The organism is Agromyces bracchium (genome assembly GCF_009709675.1).
GTDB lineage: Bacteria > Actinomycetota > Actinomycetes > Actinomycetales > Microbacteriaceae > Agromyces > Agromyces bracchium.
In genome coordinates this window covers 275,146-290,499 of sequence record NZ_WMLB01000023.1, presented here as the reverse complement: position 1 = coordinate 290,499, position 15,354 = coordinate 275,146, and the positions used below count along the sequence as shown (strand labels likewise).

At 72.0% G+C, this 15,354-nt stretch carries 13 protein-coding genes; 10 read left to right on the top strand and 3 right to left on the bottom strand.

Annotated elements, in window-relative coordinates; translation table 11 throughout:
• Positions 1–132: 132 nt before the first annotated feature.
• From mtrA to secA, 6 genes are all read left to right on the top strand, one after another.
• Positions 133–813, top strand: coding sequence for an MtrAB system response regulator MtrA (gene mtrA / locus GJ743_RS10840; RefSeq protein WP_155051920.1), 681 nt, complete (start codon positions 133–135; stop codon positions 811–813).
• 13 nt (positions 814–826) lie between these two features.
• Positions 827–2,497 carry an MtrAB system histidine kinase MtrB gene (mtrB, locus tag GJ743_RS10835; protein WP_230386707.1) on the top strand — a complete coding sequence of 557 codons (1,671 nt, stop codon included), beginning with the start codon at positions 827–829 and terminating at the stop codon, positions 2,495–2,497.
• A complete protein-coding gene (locus GJ743_RS10830) occupies positions 2,490–4,190 on the top strand; it encodes a GerMN domain-containing protein (RefSeq protein WP_155051919.1) in 1,701 nt (566 codons plus the stop codon). Before mtrB ends, GJ743_RS10830 begins: the two co-directional genes overlap by 8 nt.
• A gap of 101 nt (positions 4,191–4,291) precedes the next feature.
• On the top strand, positions 4,292–4,981 hold the full coding sequence (locus GJ743_RS10825) for a ComF family protein (RefSeq protein ID WP_155051918.1): 690 nt from the start codon (positions 4,292–4,294) through the stop codon (positions 4,979–4,981).
• 105 nt (positions 4,982–5,086) lie between these two features.
• Entirely contained in the window at positions 5,087–5,797 is a 711-nt protein-coding gene (gene hpf, locus GJ743_RS10820; protein ID WP_155051917.1) for a ribosome hibernation-promoting factor, HPF/YfiA family, read from the top strand.
• A gap of 183 nt (positions 5,798–5,980) precedes the next feature.
• Positions 5,981–8,782 carry a preprotein translocase subunit SecA gene (secA, locus tag GJ743_RS10815; RefSeq protein ID WP_328289067.1) on the top strand — a complete coding sequence of 934 codons (2,802 nt, stop codon included), beginning with the start codon at positions 5,981–5,983 and terminating at the stop codon, positions 8,780–8,782.
• 87 nt (positions 8,783–8,869) lie between these two features.
• Here secA and GJ743_RS10810 read toward each other — a convergent pair whose 3' ends face one another.
• Entirely contained in the window at positions 8,870–10,129 is a 1,260-nt protein-coding gene (locus GJ743_RS10810) for an adenylate/guanylate cyclase domain-containing protein (RefSeq protein WP_155051916.1), read from the bottom strand.
• A 66-nt stretch (positions 10,130–10,195) separates the two neighbouring features.
• Positions 10,196–10,645: an Rv3235 family protein gene (locus tag GJ743_RS10805; RefSeq protein ID WP_155051915.1), complete on the bottom strand. Its 450-nt coding sequence runs from the start codon at positions 10,643–10,645 to the stop codon at positions 10,196–10,198.
• Between the two features lie 177 nt (positions 10,646–10,822).
• Between GJ743_RS10805 and GJ743_RS10800 the strand changes: the two genes are divergently transcribed.
• Positions 10,823–11,410, top strand: coding sequence for a hypothetical protein (locus tag GJ743_RS10800; protein WP_155051914.1), 588 nt, complete (start codon positions 10,823–10,825; stop codon positions 11,408–11,410).
• Positions 11,411–11,443: 33 nt separating this feature from the next.
• Here GJ743_RS10800 and GJ743_RS10795 read toward each other — a convergent pair whose 3' ends face one another.
• A complete protein-coding gene (locus tag GJ743_RS10795) occupies positions 11,444–11,737 on the bottom strand; it encodes a helix-turn-helix domain-containing protein (RefSeq protein ID WP_155051913.1) in 294 nt (97 codons plus the stop codon).
• 167 nt (positions 11,738–11,904) lie between these two features.
• On the opposite strand from GJ743_RS10795, the gene GJ743_RS10790 reads away from it, so the two are divergent.
• The 3 genes from GJ743_RS10790 to GJ743_RS10780 are packed head-to-tail and all read left to right on the top strand — an operon-like array spanning position 11,905 to position 15,290.
• The gene (locus GJ743_RS10790) at positions 11,905–12,501 is read left to right on the top strand and encodes a hypothetical protein (RefSeq protein ID WP_155051912.1); all 597 of its coding nucleotides are present in this window, start codon (positions 11,905–11,907) and stop codon (positions 12,499–12,501) included.
• Complete coding sequence (locus GJ743_RS10785; protein WP_155051911.1) at positions 12,501–13,766, top strand: nucleotide-binding protein; 1,266 nt, start codon at positions 12,501–12,503, stop codon at positions 13,764–13,766. The genes GJ743_RS10790 and GJ743_RS10785 overlap by 1 nt, the downstream gene beginning before the upstream one ends.
• Positions 13,767–13,796: 30 nt before the next feature.
• Positions 13,797–15,290 (top strand): sensor histidine kinase, encoded by a 1,494-nt coding sequence (locus GJ743_RS10780; RefSeq protein WP_328289066.1) that lies wholly within the window; start codon positions 13,797–13,799, stop codon positions 15,288–15,290.
• The last annotated feature ends 64 nt before the right edge of the window (positions 15,291–15,354 follow it).

Below are 15,354 nucleotides of genomic sequence, written 5' to 3'. Positions count from 1 at the left end.
TCGCGCTCCTTCCGGCGGATGCCACAATGCTGCCACAGGCCGCCCACGGCGGTTCCGCGCCCCTGAACGGCTACGCTGGTGCCACCGGACCGCCGCCCGGCCCGCGCACCGGAACCCACGGAGAACGAACGCATGACGCCTCGCGTACTCGTCGTCGACGACGACACGGCCCTCGCCGAGATGATCGGGATCGTGCTGCGCACGGAGGGGTTCGACCCGGTGTTCTGCGCCGACGGCGGAGGCGCGCTCGCGGCGTTCCGGGAGGCCAGGCCCGACCTCGTGCTCCTCGACCTCATGCTGCCCGGCATGGACGGCATCGAGGTGTGCGGCCGCATCCGCGCCGAGAGCGGCACGCCGATCATCATGCTGACCGCGAAGAGCGACACCGCCGACGTCGTCAAGGGCCTCGAGTCCGGCGCCGACGACTACATGGTCAAGCCCTTCAACCCGAAGGAGCTCGTCGCCCGCATCCGGACCCGGCTCCGCCCGGCGCCCGAGTCGGTCGTCGACACGATCTCGGTCGGCGACCTCGAGATCGACGCCGCCGGGCACGAGGTCCGGCGCGGCGACGAGCGCATCAACCTCACGCCGCTCGAGTTCGACCTGCTGCTCACGCTCGCCTCGAAGCCGCAGCAGGTCTTCACGCGCGAGATGCTGCTCGAGCAGGTGTGGGGCTACCACTACAAGGCCGACACGCGCCTCGTGAACGTGCACGTGCAGCGCCTCCGCGCCAAGGTCGAGCACGACCCCGACAACCCGCGGATCGTGATGACCGTGCGCGGCGTGGGCTACCGCGCCGGCGCCACGACCTGAGGCGGGGCGCGCCATGTCCACCGCGGCCACCCCGACGCAGCGCGCCGTCGGATGGTTCCGCGGCCGGATGCGTCGCTTCGGCACCCTGTGGCGGCGGTCGCTCCAGTTCCGCACCGTGCTCATCACGCTCGGGCTGTCGAGCCTCGCGATCCTCGTGATCGGCTTCACGATCTCGTTCACGGTCGCCTCGAACCTGTTCCAGCAGCAGGTCGAACGAGTCCTCGCGTCCTCGTCGACCGCGGCGGCGGCGGCGCAGGGCATCCTCGACGCCTCCGACGCCGCCGACCGGGCCACCGTTCAGGCCGTGACGTACGACGCGATGGAGACGGTCATCGGCGTCTCCGGCAGCCCGGACATCGCGCTCTTCCGAGCACCCGGGACGACGCCCGTCCCGCTCGCACCATCCGACTTCCTGAGCCCCGACCTGGCCGGCAAGATCTCACCCGAACTCCGCGAGCTCGTGCAGGAGAACCCCGAGGCCCAGTACTGGCAGTCGGTGGAGTTGGACGGCGGCGACGAGGCCGTTCCCGGCATCGTCGTCGGGACGGACCTGGTCATGCCGGGCGGCGCCGGCCGATACGAGTTGTACATCGGATACGACCTGGCCGACGTCGCGCAGACGCTCGCGTTCGTGCAGCTCACCGGCGCGATCGGGGCGATCGCACTGATCGCGCTGCTCAGCGCCATCACGCTCGTGGTGGTCCGCTGGGTGATCGAGCCGATCCAGGCGGTCTCCGCGACCAGTCGGCGGCTGGCGGCGGGGGATCTCGGCGTGCGGCTCCCGGCGAAGGGCGAGGACGAGCTCGCCGCGCTCGCGGAGTCGTTCAACGGCATGGCCGACACGCTCCAGGCCCGGATCCGCGACCTCGCCGAGCTGTCGGTCATGCAGCAGCGGTTCGTGAGCGACGTCTCGCACGAGCTGCGCACGCCGCTCACGACCATCCGCCTCGCCGGTGAGGTGCTCTACGGCCAGCGCGACGAGTTCCCGCCCGCGACCGCCCGCACCGCCGAACTCCTGAGGACGCAGACCGAGCGATTCGAGACCCTGCTCGCGGACCTCCTGGAGATCAGCCGGTACGACGCCGGCTCGGTGGAGCTCGAGACCGAGCCGACGAACCTCGTCACCCTCGCGGGCGAGTCCATCGAGTCGATGCACTCGCTCGCCCTCGAACGGGGCAGCGAGCTCCGTCTCGAGGCCCCTGGCGGACACCTCGACGCCGAGGTCGACCCCCGCCGCATCCGCCGCATCGTGCGCAACCTCATCGGCAACGCGATCGAGCACGGCGAGGGACGTCCGATCGTCGTCTCCGTCGACTCGAACGCCACCGCGGTCGCGCTCTCGGTCCGCGACTACGGCCTCGGCATGTCGGAGGAGGCGGTGCAGCGCGTGTTCGACCGGTTCTGGCGAGCGGACCCGAGTCGCCGGCGCACGATCGGCGGCACCGGCCTCGGCCTCGCGATCGCGCTCGAGGACGCCGTCGTCCACGGCGGCACGCTCGACGTCTGGTCCCGCGAGGGTCGCGGGACCGTGTTCCGGCTCGTCCTTCCCCGTGTCCACGACCCGGAGGGCACGGTCGTCCCGCCGCTCCCGCTCGAGCCCGCCGATCCCGACGCGTCCGGACCGGGTGCCGGCGAGTCACTCGTCGCCGGGGACGCCCCGATCCAGGAGGCCTCCGATGCCTGACCGCGCATCCCGATCGCGCCTCGTCCGCCTGGCGATCGCCGCGGCGACGGTTGTCGCGACGCTCGCCGGATGCGCCGCCATCCCGACCAGCGGAGCCGTGAACCAGGGCGACCCGGAGGCGACCGAGCAGGCGGTCGACGTCGACATCCTCCCGCGCGGGCCGCGCGAGGACGCCACCCAGCAGCAGATCCTCGACGGCTTCATCGACGCCGCCGCGAGCCCGAGCGGCAACTACGAGATCGCCCGCCAGTTCCTCACGCCGACCTTCGCCGACGAGTGGGAATCGGATGCCGCGGTGTCGATCGACGTCCTCTCCGACCGGTCGTTCACGCAGTTGGGCGACGACCTCATCCGGATGCGGGTCGTTCCGCAGGCGAGCCTCGCCGAGAACGGCCAGTACATCGCCGCCGGCTCGACCGAGCCCGTGCAGCTCGAGTACCGGTTCGAGCAGGTCGACGAGCAGTGGCGGATCTCGCTCGCGCCCCCCGGTGTGCTCATCGACGAGACGAGTTTCGGGCTGGTCTACCGCGACTACAGCCTCGCGTTCTTCGATCCGCAGTTCCGCTACGTCGTGCCCGACGTACGATGGTTCGCCGGTCGCGACTCGCTGCAGACGAGCATCGTCCGGGCCCTGCTCGAGGGGCCGGTCGAGTGGCTCGACCCCGGTGTGGCCTCCGCGTTCCCCGAGGACGTCGAGCTGGGCCAGTCGACCGTGCCGGTCACCGGGGGCACCGCCACGGTCGACCTGCGCGGCGCAGCGTCCGACAGCATCCGCACGATCCAGCTCATGCAGTACCAGCTCGAGCAGAGCCTCCTCGGCGTCCGTAACGTCGACGACGTGTCCCTCACGTTGAACGGCGTGCCGCTCAGCGCGCCGGATACGTCCGACCTCCCGGAGCGAACGCTCCGGGTCGATCCGCGCCCGGTGGTCTACGACGGCGAGAGCTTCGGGTACCTGTCCTCCGCGGGCGATCAGGTGAGCCCGATCGACGGCGTCTCCGACCGGGTCGTGGAGCTCGGCCCGACCGCCGCAGCGCTCGGACCCGGGGCGACGGCCGCGGCGGTACTGGCCGAGGGTGGCGTGTACCTCGTCGACGCGAACGCCGACACCGTGCTGCTCGACCCTCGCGGCGGACTCGTCACGCCCGCCCTGGACGTGGACGGGATCGTCTGGTCCGTGCCGGGCGACGCGCCGGATGAGCTCGCCTGGTACGCGGCCGACGGATCGAGCGGCCAGATCGCCGTGCCGTGGACCGCGGACCGGATCGTCTCGCTGCAGCTCGCCCGCGACGGCACGCGAATGGCCGCTCTCCTCGTCGACGGGTCGCGCACGCGCCTGGTCGCCGCATCGGTCGTGCGCGGCGAGGACGGCGCCCCGACCGAACTCGCTCCGGTGACCCTCGAGCTGGCCGTGTCCGGAGGCACGCCGCTCGATGTCGCCTGGCTCGACCCGCGGACGATCGGGACGCTGACGCAGACGGCGGACGCGGAGACGCGGCTGACCCTGCAGGAGCTCGGCACTCCCGCCGAGTCCCGGGACGGGCCGCCCGCGGGCATCCAGCTCGACGGCGCGAACAGCCTCCGCGACCTCCGGATCCTCACGGCCGACGGCGACCTCGCCACAGGCGCCGGCGTCGGCTGGCAGGTCCAGGCGCGGGACCTCCGCTTCCTCGCCACGCAGCAGACCGGCTGACCGCCCGCGCACCCGTCCTCCACGTCCGCCGGACGTGCCACGCGCCGCGCGACCGGGGCCCTGACCTGCCGCATCCCCGTCGCCGGCGGGACGCTGGCGGGATGGCTCCCTCCGTCCCGCGAACCTCGCCGAGGCGTACTCCGGCAGCGCTGCTCGACGCGCTCGCGCTCCTCCTCCCCGTCGCGTGCGCCGGCTGCGGCGAACCCGACCGCGGGCTCTGCGACGGATGCCGCGCGGCGCTCGCCCCGCATCCGTTCCGTGCCGAATCGCGGGGCGCGGGCACCGCGGTGTGGGCCGCCGTCGAGTACGAGGGGACGGCGGCTCGCGTCATCCGCGCCTTCAAGGACGAGGGGAGGACGGATGCCGCGCGGCCGCTCGGCGCGGCGCTGCGCCAGTCCCTCGCCGCGGCCGTCGGCGCGCTCGATGCGAGGCCGCGGGAGGTCGCGGCGGTGCCGTCGACCGCCGCGGCCGGGCGCGCACGCGGGTACGACCCGGTCCGGATGCTCGTCCGCCACGCCGGCTTCGCATCGGCCGACGTGCTGCGCGCCGGCGCACGCGCCGACCAGGCGGCGCTCGGTCGCGAGGCGCGCCGCGCGAACTCGGAGGGGTCGTTCACGGCCCGGCGCCCGCTCGCCGGACGCCGCTTCGTACTCGTGGACGACATCGTGACGACCGGCTCGACCCTCGCAGACGCGGCGCGCGCGATCCGTGCGGCTGGGGGATCGGTCGACGCGATCTCCGTGCTCGCCCGGACCCGCCTGCGAATCGGCCGAGTGGATGCGGACGCGTGAGCATCGACCCGTGACATCCGTCACCTCGGGGGCTACGGTGTCAGGACAGGCGTGGTCGAACCACCCCTTCAGAACCGGGTGACACGCCGGTGGATGGAGGTTGACATGGAACTGAACATCGTCGGACGAAACCTGGAAGTCACCGATCGATTCCGCGCCTACGCGGCCGAGAAGGCCGAGAAGGTCTCCAGCTTGTCCGAACGAGCCATTTCGCTCGACATCAAGGTCAGCCGTCACAACGAGAAGAACGGGAACACCTCCGGACTGGACCGGGTCGAGCTCACCCTCGTCGGCAAGGGCCCGGTGGTCCGTGCCGAGGCCGACGGGGCCGACAAGTACGCGGCGCTCGACGTCGCGCTCGGGCGGCTCCTCGAGCGCATCCGCCGCGCCAAGGACCGCCGCAAGGTGCACCGAGGCGGCAACCGCCGCCCGACCTCGCTCCGAGAGGCCACCGACGCCGGCTTCGCCGACATGGGCGTGCAGGCCGCGGACGTCGAGATCCTCGAGAAGGTCCGCACCGGCAACATCCCGATCGTGGGCGAGGAGCCCGCGGCCGAGGAGGACGAGGACTACTCGCCCGTGGTGATCCGCCGCAAGGTCTTCGCGGCGACACCGATGACCGTCGACGACGCCCTGTACCACATGGAGCTCGTCGGCCACGACTTCTACCTCTTCATCGACTCGGAGAACCACCGGCCGAGCGTCGTGTACCGCCGCAAGGGCTGGGACTACGGCGTGATCGGCCTCGACGAGCACGCCCAGGCCGACCAGGCCGAGGCTGCCGAGGCGCTCGGGCTCGCGCGCACGAGCGCCTGACGAGCATCCGCCGACCGGTCGACGGCCCCGGGAGCACGACGCATCGCGCGTCGGCCCGGGGCCGTCGCCCAGTCCGCTGCCCAGTAGCATGGCTATGATGACCGTCGGCAAGGCGGATCCTCCGGCGTGCGCGGGTGCCCCACCCCGACGTCGCACGCCTGAACGACAACGGGAGAGCAGTTCGTGGCTTCGATTCTGGAAAAGGTCCTCCGCGTCGGCGAGGGTCGCACGCTCAAGCGGCTCGAGAACTACGCCGCCGCGATCAACGCCCTCGAAGACGACTTCCGGGCGCTGAGCGACGAGGAGCTCAAGCACGAGACCGTGGAGCTCCGCGAGCGCTACGGCAACGGCGAGTCGCTCGACGACCTGCTGCCCGAGGCGTTCGCCGCGGTCCGCGAAGCGAGCCGCCGCACCCTGGGCCTGCGACACTTCGACGTCCAGCTCATGGGCGGCGCCGCGCTCCACCTCGGCAACATCGCCGAGATGAAGACCGGCGAGGGCAAGACGCTCGTGGCGACGACGGCGGCCTACCTCAACGCGCTCACGAGCCGGGGCGTGCACATCGTCACGGTGAACGACTTCCTCGCGAGCTACCAGTCCGAGCTCATGGGCCGGGTCTTCCGGGCGCTCGGCATGACGACCGGCTGCATCGTGGCGGGCCAGACCCCCGCGGTGCGTCGGGAGCAGTACGCGGCCGACATCACGTACGGCACGAACAACGAGTTCGGCTTCGACTACCTCCGCGACAACATGGCGTGGCAGGCCGCCGACATGGTCCAGCGCGGCCACTACTTCGCGATCGTCGACGAGGTCGACTCGATCCTCATCGACGAGGCCCGCACGCCGCTCATCATCTCCGGGCCGGCCTCGGGCGAGGCGAACCGGTGGTTCACCGAGTTCGCGAACCTCGCCAAGCGACTCGTCGCCGGCGAGGACTACGAGGTCGACGAGAAGAAGCGCACCGTCGGCGTCCTCGAGCCCGGGATCGAGAAGGTCGAGGACTACCTCGGCATCGACAACCTCTACGAATCCGCGAACACGCCGCTCATCTCCTTCCTGAACAACTCGATCAAGGCGAAGGCCCTGTTCAAGAAGGACAAGGACTACGTCGTGATGAACGGCGAGGTGCTCATCGTCGACGAGCACACGGGCCGCATCCTCGTCGGCCGTCGCTACAACGAGGGCATCCACCAGGCGATCGAGGCCAAGGAGGGCGTGCAGGTCAAGGCCGAGAACCAGACCCTCGCGACCGTCACCCTGCAGAACTACTTCCGCCTGTACGACAAGCTCTCCGGCATGACCGGCACCGCCGAGACCGAGGCAGCGGAGTTCATGTCGACGTACAAGCTCGGCGTCGTCCCGATCCCGACGAACAAGCCGATGGTCCGCCTCGACCAGCCCGACCTCGTCTACAAGAACGAGGAGGCGAAGTTCGCCCAGGTCGTCGAGGACATCGTCGACCGCCACAAGAAGGGCCAGCCGGTCCTCGTCGGCACGACGAGCGTCGAGAAGAGCGAGTACCTCTCGCGCCTCCTCGCCAAGAAGGGCGTGCGGCACGAGGTGCTGAACGCGAAGAACCACGCGCGGGAGGCCGCGATCGTGGCCCAGGCGGGCCGCTACGGCGCCGTCACCGTCGCGACCAACATGGCCGGCCGCGGCACCGACATCATGCTCGGCGGGAACGCCGAGTTCATCGCGGTGCAGAAGATGCACGAGCGCGGCCTCAGCCCCGTCGACACCCCGGAGGAGTACGAGGCGGCCTGGGACGAGGTCTTCGAGCGGATCAAGTCCGAGACCTCGGGCGAGGCGCAGAAGGTCCTCGACGCCGGCGGGCTGTACGTGCTCGGCACCGAGCGCCACGAGTCGCGCCGCATCGACAACCAGCTGCGCGGTCGATCGGGTCGCCAGGGCGACCCGGGAGAGAGCCGCTTCTACCTCTCGCTCACCGACGACCTCATGCGCCTCTTCAACGCGGGCGCGGCCGAGAGCCTCATGTCGCGCGGCGTCCCCGACGACGTCGCGATCGAGTCGAAGGTCGTCACGCGTGCCATCCGCTCGGCGCAGTCGCAGGTCGAGGCCCGCAATGCCGAGATCCGCAAGAACGTCCTGAAGTACGACGACGTCCTGAACCGCCAGCGCGAGGCGATCTACTCCGACCGGCGGCACATCCTCGAGGGCGACGACCTGCACGACCGCGTGCAGAGCTTCCTCGAGCAGGTCATCGACGAGGTGCTCGACGAGCACACCGCGGCCGGATCCCCCGACGAGTGGGACTTCGACGCCCTCTGGGCCGAGCTCAAGACGCTCTACCCGATCGGCATCACGATCGACGAGGTCGTCGCCGAGGCGGGTGAGAAGGGGCGCGTGAACCGGGACTTCGTCCGGCGCGAGATCCTCTCCGACGCCAGGCTCGCGTACGAGCGTCGCGAGCAGCAGCTCGGCAGCCCCGCGATGCGCGAACTCGAGCGCCGCGTCGTGCTCTCGGTCATCGACCGTCGCTGGCGCGACCACCTGTACGAGATGGACTACCTGAAGGACGGCATCGGCCTCCGAGCGATGGCGCAGCGCGACCCGCTCGTGGAGTACCAGCGCGAGGGCTACGCGATGTTCCAGCAGATGATGGGCTCCATCCGCGAGGAGACCATCGGCTTCCTGTTCAACCTCGAGGTCGAGGTCGCGCCGCAGGCCGGCGTCGCCGGTCCGCGGATCGAGGCCAAGGGCCTCCAGCGGCCGACCGCGCCCGAGGAGAAGCTCAGCTACACGGCCCCGAGCGATTCGGGCGGCGTCGAGGTGCGCAACCAGCGCGGTCAGCTGCAGCAGGCCGCGACCCAGCGTGCGCGGCGCGCAGTGGCGCAGCAGCAGTCCGGCGAGCCGCAGCAGCCGCAGGCGCCCGCTGCACGCGGTGCCTTCGGGCAGCGACAGGAGGGCGACGCCGGCCCGATGAACCGTCAGGAGCGGCGCGCGCAGGAGCGCAAGGGTCGCTGACGCGCTGACGCGTGCGGACGGCTCGGGGCGACCCGGGCCGTCCGTTCGCGTTCCGGCCCGTGCGGCGGAGGCGGAGAGGCCGCCCGCTCAGTCCGGCGAGCGTCGCCCCTCGACGTACGAGGTGTGCACGGGTCCGAGACCCTTGACCTCGATGATGCCGCGCTCGGCCAGCTCGAACGCGGTCGCGAGTTCCGCGGCGACCCGGTCGGTCACCTGGATCGCGCCGGCCGGGGCGGTCGACTGCATCCGGCTGGCGGTGTTCACGGTCGCACCGTAGACGTCCCAGAGGAAACGGGACTCGCCGATCACGCCCGCCACCGCCGGTCCGACGTCGATGCCGATGCGCAGGCGGATCCCGCTCCGTCCACCGATCGCATGGGTGCCCGCGATCTCACGGAACCCCAGCGCGAGATCCGCGAGCGCGGCCAGGTCCGCTATGCCCGATGGACCGCCGCAGATGGCCAGGTAGGCGTCGCCGATCGTCTTGACCTTGGTCACGCCGAGCCCGGTCGCGAGGGCGTCGAGGTCGCGGAGCAGGTCGTTCAGGTCGTGGACGAGGTCGTCGGCCGACACCGATTCCGACAGGGCCGTGAAGTCGACGATGTCGGCGATGAGGACGCCGACGCGATCGTAGCGGTCGGCGATCGGTCGCTCGCCGGCCACGAGACGGTCCGCGATCGCATCGGGCAGGACGTTGCGGAGGAGCCGGTCGGTGCGATCGCGTTCCGTCGCGAGCGCGGCGGCGAGACGGTCGCGGGAGCGAACGTACGAGGCCATGGCGACGAACATGATGGTCGAGATCGAGACGATGTTGACGGCGAAGAAGACGGTCACGACCGTGGGGTCCAGGGGCGGCACCATCGCCTGCAGCGTCGGCTCGAGCGGGACGAGCACCAGCACGATCGCCGTGAACACGGCGAACACGATCCACGGCCTGGGCACGCGCGTGAACGAGAGCGCGCCGATCGGCGCGGCGAGCGCGAAGAGGATGACGGCGCTGCTCTGCACGAACCCGCCGAGCGCGACATGCACGAGCGGCGGCAGCACGAGGAACATGGCGAGCTGCGATGCGCGCAGGAAGCGGTCGTCATGTCGTCGCCGCAGGACGAGGAGGCCGACGATCGTCATGAGCACGTAGAACGTCGGGATGGACGCGGCTGCGGGCCGCCCGATCGCGTAGTGGAACGCGGCCCACGGCGTCACGACGAGTGCCGTGAACAGGGCGGTGAAGGTGAGGACCGACTTCTCCATGCGGCGGTCGTCGTCGTCCTCGATCGCGAAGCCGACGGATGCCACGGACTCGAGCAGTCGGGACGTGCGCCCGGTCGGCGCCGGCGTGCGCTCCATCGCATGAGCCTATTGGATCAGGCGACGCGGGCCGGGTGGGACGCGGCGGATGGTGCCGGCGCCGGCTCAGAGCACGCTGATGACGCTCGCGCGCCAGCGCTGGTCGAGGCCCTCCAAGCGGATGGCGACGGCGCGGGACCTGGCGCGCTGGTGCACCATGACGACCGCCTCGACGATGCCGTCGGCCGGCTCGCCGAGGTGGACGCGGCCCACCGTGAACGCCGGCCGCTGAGGCACGAGCCCCTTGACGCGCCGAGCGCGCGCCGCGAGGACGACGCGCTTGGAGAGGTTCCGATAGACGTCGTCGGTGACCCAGCGCGCGAGCTGTTCGAGGTCGCGGGCGCCCGCGAGGACCTCGATCACGCAGTGCGTGAGGTTCCGCAGGAGCGGTTCGGGGTCGGGGAGCTCGGCGCGGCCCGCGCGCTGCCGGGCGAAGTAGTCGTCGAGGTCGAGGCGGCGGGCGCTCGTTCCATCGATGGCGGCGCTGCGAGGCGCGCCGGGCTGGCGTGCGGTCATGACGGCTCCAGTAGGGCGGGCGATCGGCGGGGGGTCCGACGCGACGTGCCCCCTCTTCGGGGGTGTTCGGGTGGTCTAGATCGAACGGTAGGGGCGCCGGAGTGCAGGTGTCAAGGGAAATCGTCGCCTGTGGAGAACCGCGTCGGCCCGGGGGACCCGGGGGTTAGCGTCGGTCGCATGCGGTGGGACCGGCTGTTCGACGACCTCGAGACGCAGCTCGACCATGATCGCCGTGAAGAGGAGCGGGCGCTCGCCATCGAATCCGAGCGTGCGCGCGTCGGCCGGCTCGGACTGCGCGAGCGGATCGCGGCGATGTCCGGGGCCGACGGCGGGGCCGTCCGGCTCGAACTCGTCGACGCGACCTCGGTGCAGCTGCGGCCGACCGCATTCGGGCGCGACTGGATCGGCGGCGTCGGCGGCGGGCCCCCCGGAGCCCAGTGCCTGGTTCCGGTGTCCGCGATCGCCGCCGTCGCCGCGAGCCGCCGGCAGGTCGAGGAGAGCCTCGCTCCGCAGGCCGCGCCGAGCGGTCTCGTGGAGCGGATCGGCCTCGCGTTCGCGCTGCGCGACCTGGGGCGTCGTCGCGCCGGCGTCGAGGTCCGCACGCTCGACGGTCGGGTGCACGGCACGATCGACCGGGTCGCCTCGGACCACCTCGATCTCGCGTTGCACGAGCCGGGCGCGCCGCGTCGCGAGCGCGAGGTACGGGGCTATCGCCTCGTGCCGTTCGCGCGGATCACCGCCGTGGTCACGACCGACGCGAGGTGATCGGGCGCATCCGTCGGGCTCGGTCCGTCGGGCTCAGTCCACGGGGCGCAGCCCGCCCGGACGCACCCCGGAGAACTCGATGACGTTGGCGAACTCGCCCTCGTTCCAGGCCACCTCGCGGCGGGTCGACTCGTAGCGCAGCTCGATGAAGACCTCGAGTTGCGAGCGCTCGATACGCCACGGGCCGCGGTCGCCGACGCGGATCGCCGGGAGCTCGCCCGACATGACGAGCTCGTGCACGGCCTCGACGTCGACCGCGAGCACCTCCGCCGTGTCGGCGATGGTGAGGAAGCGGCCGAGCGGCTCTCCCGCAGCGTGGTGGACCATCACTCAAGTATCAGCGCGTGCCGGGCCGGCCACGCGTCGTGTGGATAACTTCACGGCGTCCTCTCGGACTCCGGCGACGATGGGTCGTGGTCGCCGGCAGGTGTGCGGCCGCGGGAGGAGCAGTGATGGCGGAACGTCCGACACGGCGAGCCGGGGAGCGCCGGCGGATGGACCCGCGTCTGCTCGTCGGCCTCGTGCTGGTCGCGGGGTCGACGATCGGAGTCTGGGCGCTCGTGGGGGCGCTCGACGACACGACCGAGGTGCTCGTCGCACCGACGACGGTCACCGCGGGCTCACGCGTGACGCTCGACGACCTCCGGATCGAGTCGGTGCGGCTCGGCGGTCTCGCCGACGGCTACCTCGTGCCGGGCGACGTGCCCGGCGACGGGCTCGTCGTGACGAGGACGGTGCGCGAGGGTGAACTGGTTCCGGCGGCATCCGTCACCGAAGGCGACGCCGCGGGGACCGCGACCGTCGTCGTGCCGAGCCGCGGACCGCTCGCGCGCGAGATCGCACCGGGTGCGGTGGTCGACGTGTGGGCTGCGGGCGAACTCGAGCGAGGCGTGTTCGAGCCCCCGATCGTGCTCGTCGCCGGCGCCGAGGTCGCCGCGGTGCTCGAGGCCGACGCCATGGTCGCGGGCGACGGACCGAGCGTGGAACTGCTGATCCCGCGCGCGAAGACGGCCGCCCTGCTCGAGGCGCTCGCCTCCGGCGACGCCATCGACCTGGTTCCGGCGCCGGCCGTCGCGTCGAGTGCCGGCTGATGGCGCGGCTCGCGCTCGCGCTCGACCCCTCGGTCGAGGATCGCTTCCTCGCCGACCTCGTCGAGGCCGGTCACGTGATCGTCGCTCGAGTGGTCGGGCGCCGTGACGTGCTCGACTGCCTCGACGTGCTCGGCCCCGACGCGGTCGTCGTCGGGGCGGGCGCGGCGACGCTCGACGCCGAGCTCCTCGCCGCCTGCGACCGGCGGGGCATCCGAGTGGTCGCCCTGGCCTCGACCGATCGCGATCGGGCCGAGGCGAGTCGCATCGGGCTCCACGAGGTGCTCGACGCCGAGGTCGAACCGGCCGAGCTCGAGGCGGTGCTCTCGGGCGGCCCGAACCTTCCGTCCCGGCTCGTCGACGCGACGGGCCCGCTCGAATCCTCGCACCGGGCCGACCTCCCAGGGGTCATCGCGGTGTGGGGCCCGTCCGGCGCGCCGGGGCGCACGACGACCGCCGTCGGCATCGCCTCCGAGCTCGCCGCCGCCGGGCACCTGGTGGCGCTCGTCGACGCCGATCCCTACGGCGGCGCGATCGCGCCCGCGCTGGGGCTGCTCGACGAGGCGCCCGGATTCGCATCGGCCTGCCGGCTCGCCGGGTCCGGTGCGCTCGACCGCGTCGAGCTCGAGCGCATCGCCCAGCGGTACTCGTCGCCGAGGGCGTCGTTCGACGTCTTCACGGGACTGGTCGGGCCGAGCCGGTGGCCCGAGCTCTCGCAGGAGCGCGTCACCGAGACGCTGCGCGTCATGCGGGCGCGGTTCGAGTTCGTCGTGATCGACGTCGGCTTCAGCCTCGAGCGCGACGAGGAGCTCACGAGCGACCCCTTCGCGCCGCGGCGCAACGCCGCGACGTTCGCGGTCCTCTCCGCCGCCGATCGCGTGGTGGCCGTCGGGCTCGCCGACCCCGTCGGCCTGTCACGGCTGCTTCGCGGGCACGCCGAACTCGTCGAGCACGTCGATCCCGACCGCATCGACGTGCTGGTCAATCGCGTGCGCACGAGCGCGCTCGGGATCGACGCGCACGCCCAGGTCCGGCAGACCCTGCGTCGGTTCGCGGGGCTCGCCGACGCCGTCCTGCTTCCGCACGACGGTCGGGCGACGGATGCCGCGATCCTCACGGCGCGCACCCTCCGGGACGCCGCGCCGCGGTCCCCGCTCCGGGCGGCGCTGCGGTCGTACGTCGACGACCGGCTGCTCGCGTCGGCCGCCGAGCCGCGGCGCGGCAGGGTCCCGTTCGGTGCGCTGCGGCGCCGGGCGATCGCGGTCTGAGGCATCCGCTGGGGTGGGTACGCTTGACCCGTGTCGACCCTCAGTGACCTCGTCCTCGCCCAGGGGCGCAGCAGCCAGGCCGACGTCGACTGGCTGCACATGCTCGTCGGCGACCTCCAGCTGCTCGCCGACCTCGCCTTCGCCGACATCGTGCTCTGGGTGCCCTCGGGCGACGACGGCTTCGTCGCGGTCGCGCACTCCCGCCCCTCGAGCGCCGCGACGCTGTTCTACCGCGATTTCGTCGGCCAGGGCATCCGGAGCGAGTGGCGGGAGCTCGTCTCGGAGGCCTTCGGTGCGCGCAGGATCCAGGAGTCGTCGGCTCCCGACTGGTACGAGGAGATGCCGACGCGCGTGCGCGCCGTGCCAGTGATGCGCCGCCTGTCCGTGACCGGCACGGCGCTCGCACCCGATCCGGTCGCCGTGATCACCAGGCACACCAACCTCGGCTCGACCCGGACCCCGAGTCGGCAGGAGCTCACGTTCAACGACTGCGCCGACGAGCTGTTCCAGATGATCGCCTCGGGCGACTTCCCCGACCTCGGCGCGCCGACCGGTCCCCGTCGCGGGGCGCCGCGCGCCTCCGACGGCCTGATCCGGCTCGACGTCGACGGCGTCACGACGTTCGCGAGCCCGAACGCGCTGTCGGCGTTCAACCGCATGGGCTTCGACGACGAACTCGAGGGCCAGTCGCTCGCCGACGTCGCGACGCGCCTGCTGAGCGGCAAGCTCGACGTCGACGAATCCCTCCCGCTCGTGGTGACCGGGCGCGCGCCGTGGCGCACCGACGTCGAGTCGCGCGGGGTCACCGTGTCGCTGCGCGCCATCCCGATCCGGCGTCGCGGCGAGCGGACGGGCGCGATCGTGCTCACGCGCGACGTGACCGAGCTCCGCCACCAGGAGCAGGAGCTCATCACGAAGGACGCGACGATCCGCGAGATCCACCATCGCGTGAAGAACAACCTGCAGACGGTCGCCTCGCTCCTGCGGATCCAGGCCCGCCGCACGCACTCTGACGAGGCGCGCGACGCGCTGACGCAGGCGATGCGCCGGGTCGGGGCGATCGCGGTCGTGCACGACACCCTCTCGGAGGGGCTCACGCAGAACGTCGACTTCGACGAGGTGTTCGACCGGGCGCTGCTCCTCGTCGCCGAGGTGGCCGCCGCGCACAACACGACCGCGCACCCCAAGAAGTCGGGGTCGTTCGGCGTGCTGCCGAGCGAGTACGCCACGCCGCTCGCGCTCGCGCTCACCGAGCTCGTCACGAACGCCGTCGAGCACGGCCTCGCCGGTCAGGAGGGCGACGTCGAGGTGATCGCGAACCGCTCCGAGACGGTGCTCACCGTGCAGGTGCGCGACAGCGGCTCGGGCCTGCCCGAGGGCAAGGTCGGCGAGGGCCTCGGCACCCAGATCGTCCGCACGCTGATCCAGGGCGAGCTCGGCGGCACGATCGACTGGCACACGGTCGTCGGCAGCGGCACCGAGGTGACGATCGAGGTGCCGTTGCGCTGGATCACGAAGGACTGACCCGAACGTACGGACGGCACCCGCGTGATCGCGGGTGCCGTCCGGTCCGGGTGCTGCGGGGAGG

Excerpts from the sequence above, each read along its gene's own strand:
- mtrA (WP_155051920.1), top strand. The coding sequence starts at position 133 with ATGACGCCTCGCGTACTCGTCGTCGACGACGACACGGCCCTCGCCGAG.
- mtrB (WP_230386707.1), top strand. The coding sequence starts at position 827 with ATGTCCACCGCGGCCACCCCGACGCAGCGCGCCGTCGGATGGTTCCGC.
- GJ743_RS10830 (WP_155051919.1), top strand. The coding sequence starts at position 2,490 with ATGCCTGACCGCGCATCCCGATCGCGCCTCGTCCGCCTGGCGATCGCC.
- GJ743_RS10825 (WP_155051918.1), top strand. The coding sequence starts at position 4,292 with ATGGCTCCCTCCGTCCCGCGAACCTCGCCGAGGCGTACTCCGGCAGCG.
- hpf (WP_155051917.1), top strand. The coding sequence starts at position 5,087 with ATGGAACTGAACATCGTCGGACGAAACCTGGAAGTCACCGATCGATTC.
- GJ743_RS10810 (WP_155051916.1), bottom strand. The coding sequence starts at position 10,129 with ATGGAGCGCACGCCGGCGCCGACCGGGCGCACGTCCCGACTGCTCGAG.
- GJ743_RS10805 (WP_155051915.1), bottom strand. The coding sequence starts at position 10,645 with ATGACCGCACGCCAGCCCGGCGCGCCTCGCAGCGCCGCCATCGATGGA.
- GJ743_RS10800 (WP_155051914.1), top strand. The coding sequence starts at position 10,823 with ATGCGGTGGGACCGGCTGTTCGACGACCTCGAGACGCAGCTCGACCAT.
- GJ743_RS10795 (WP_155051913.1), bottom strand. The coding sequence starts at position 11,737 with ATGGTCCACCACGCTGCGGGAGAGCCGCTCGGCCGCTTCCTCACCATC.
- GJ743_RS10790 (WP_155051912.1), top strand. The coding sequence starts at position 11,905 with ATGGACCCGCGTCTGCTCGTCGGCCTCGTGCTGGTCGCGGGGTCGACG.
- GJ743_RS10785 (WP_155051911.1), top strand. The coding sequence starts at position 12,501 with ATGGCGCGGCTCGCGCTCGCGCTCGACCCCTCGGTCGAGGATCGCTTC.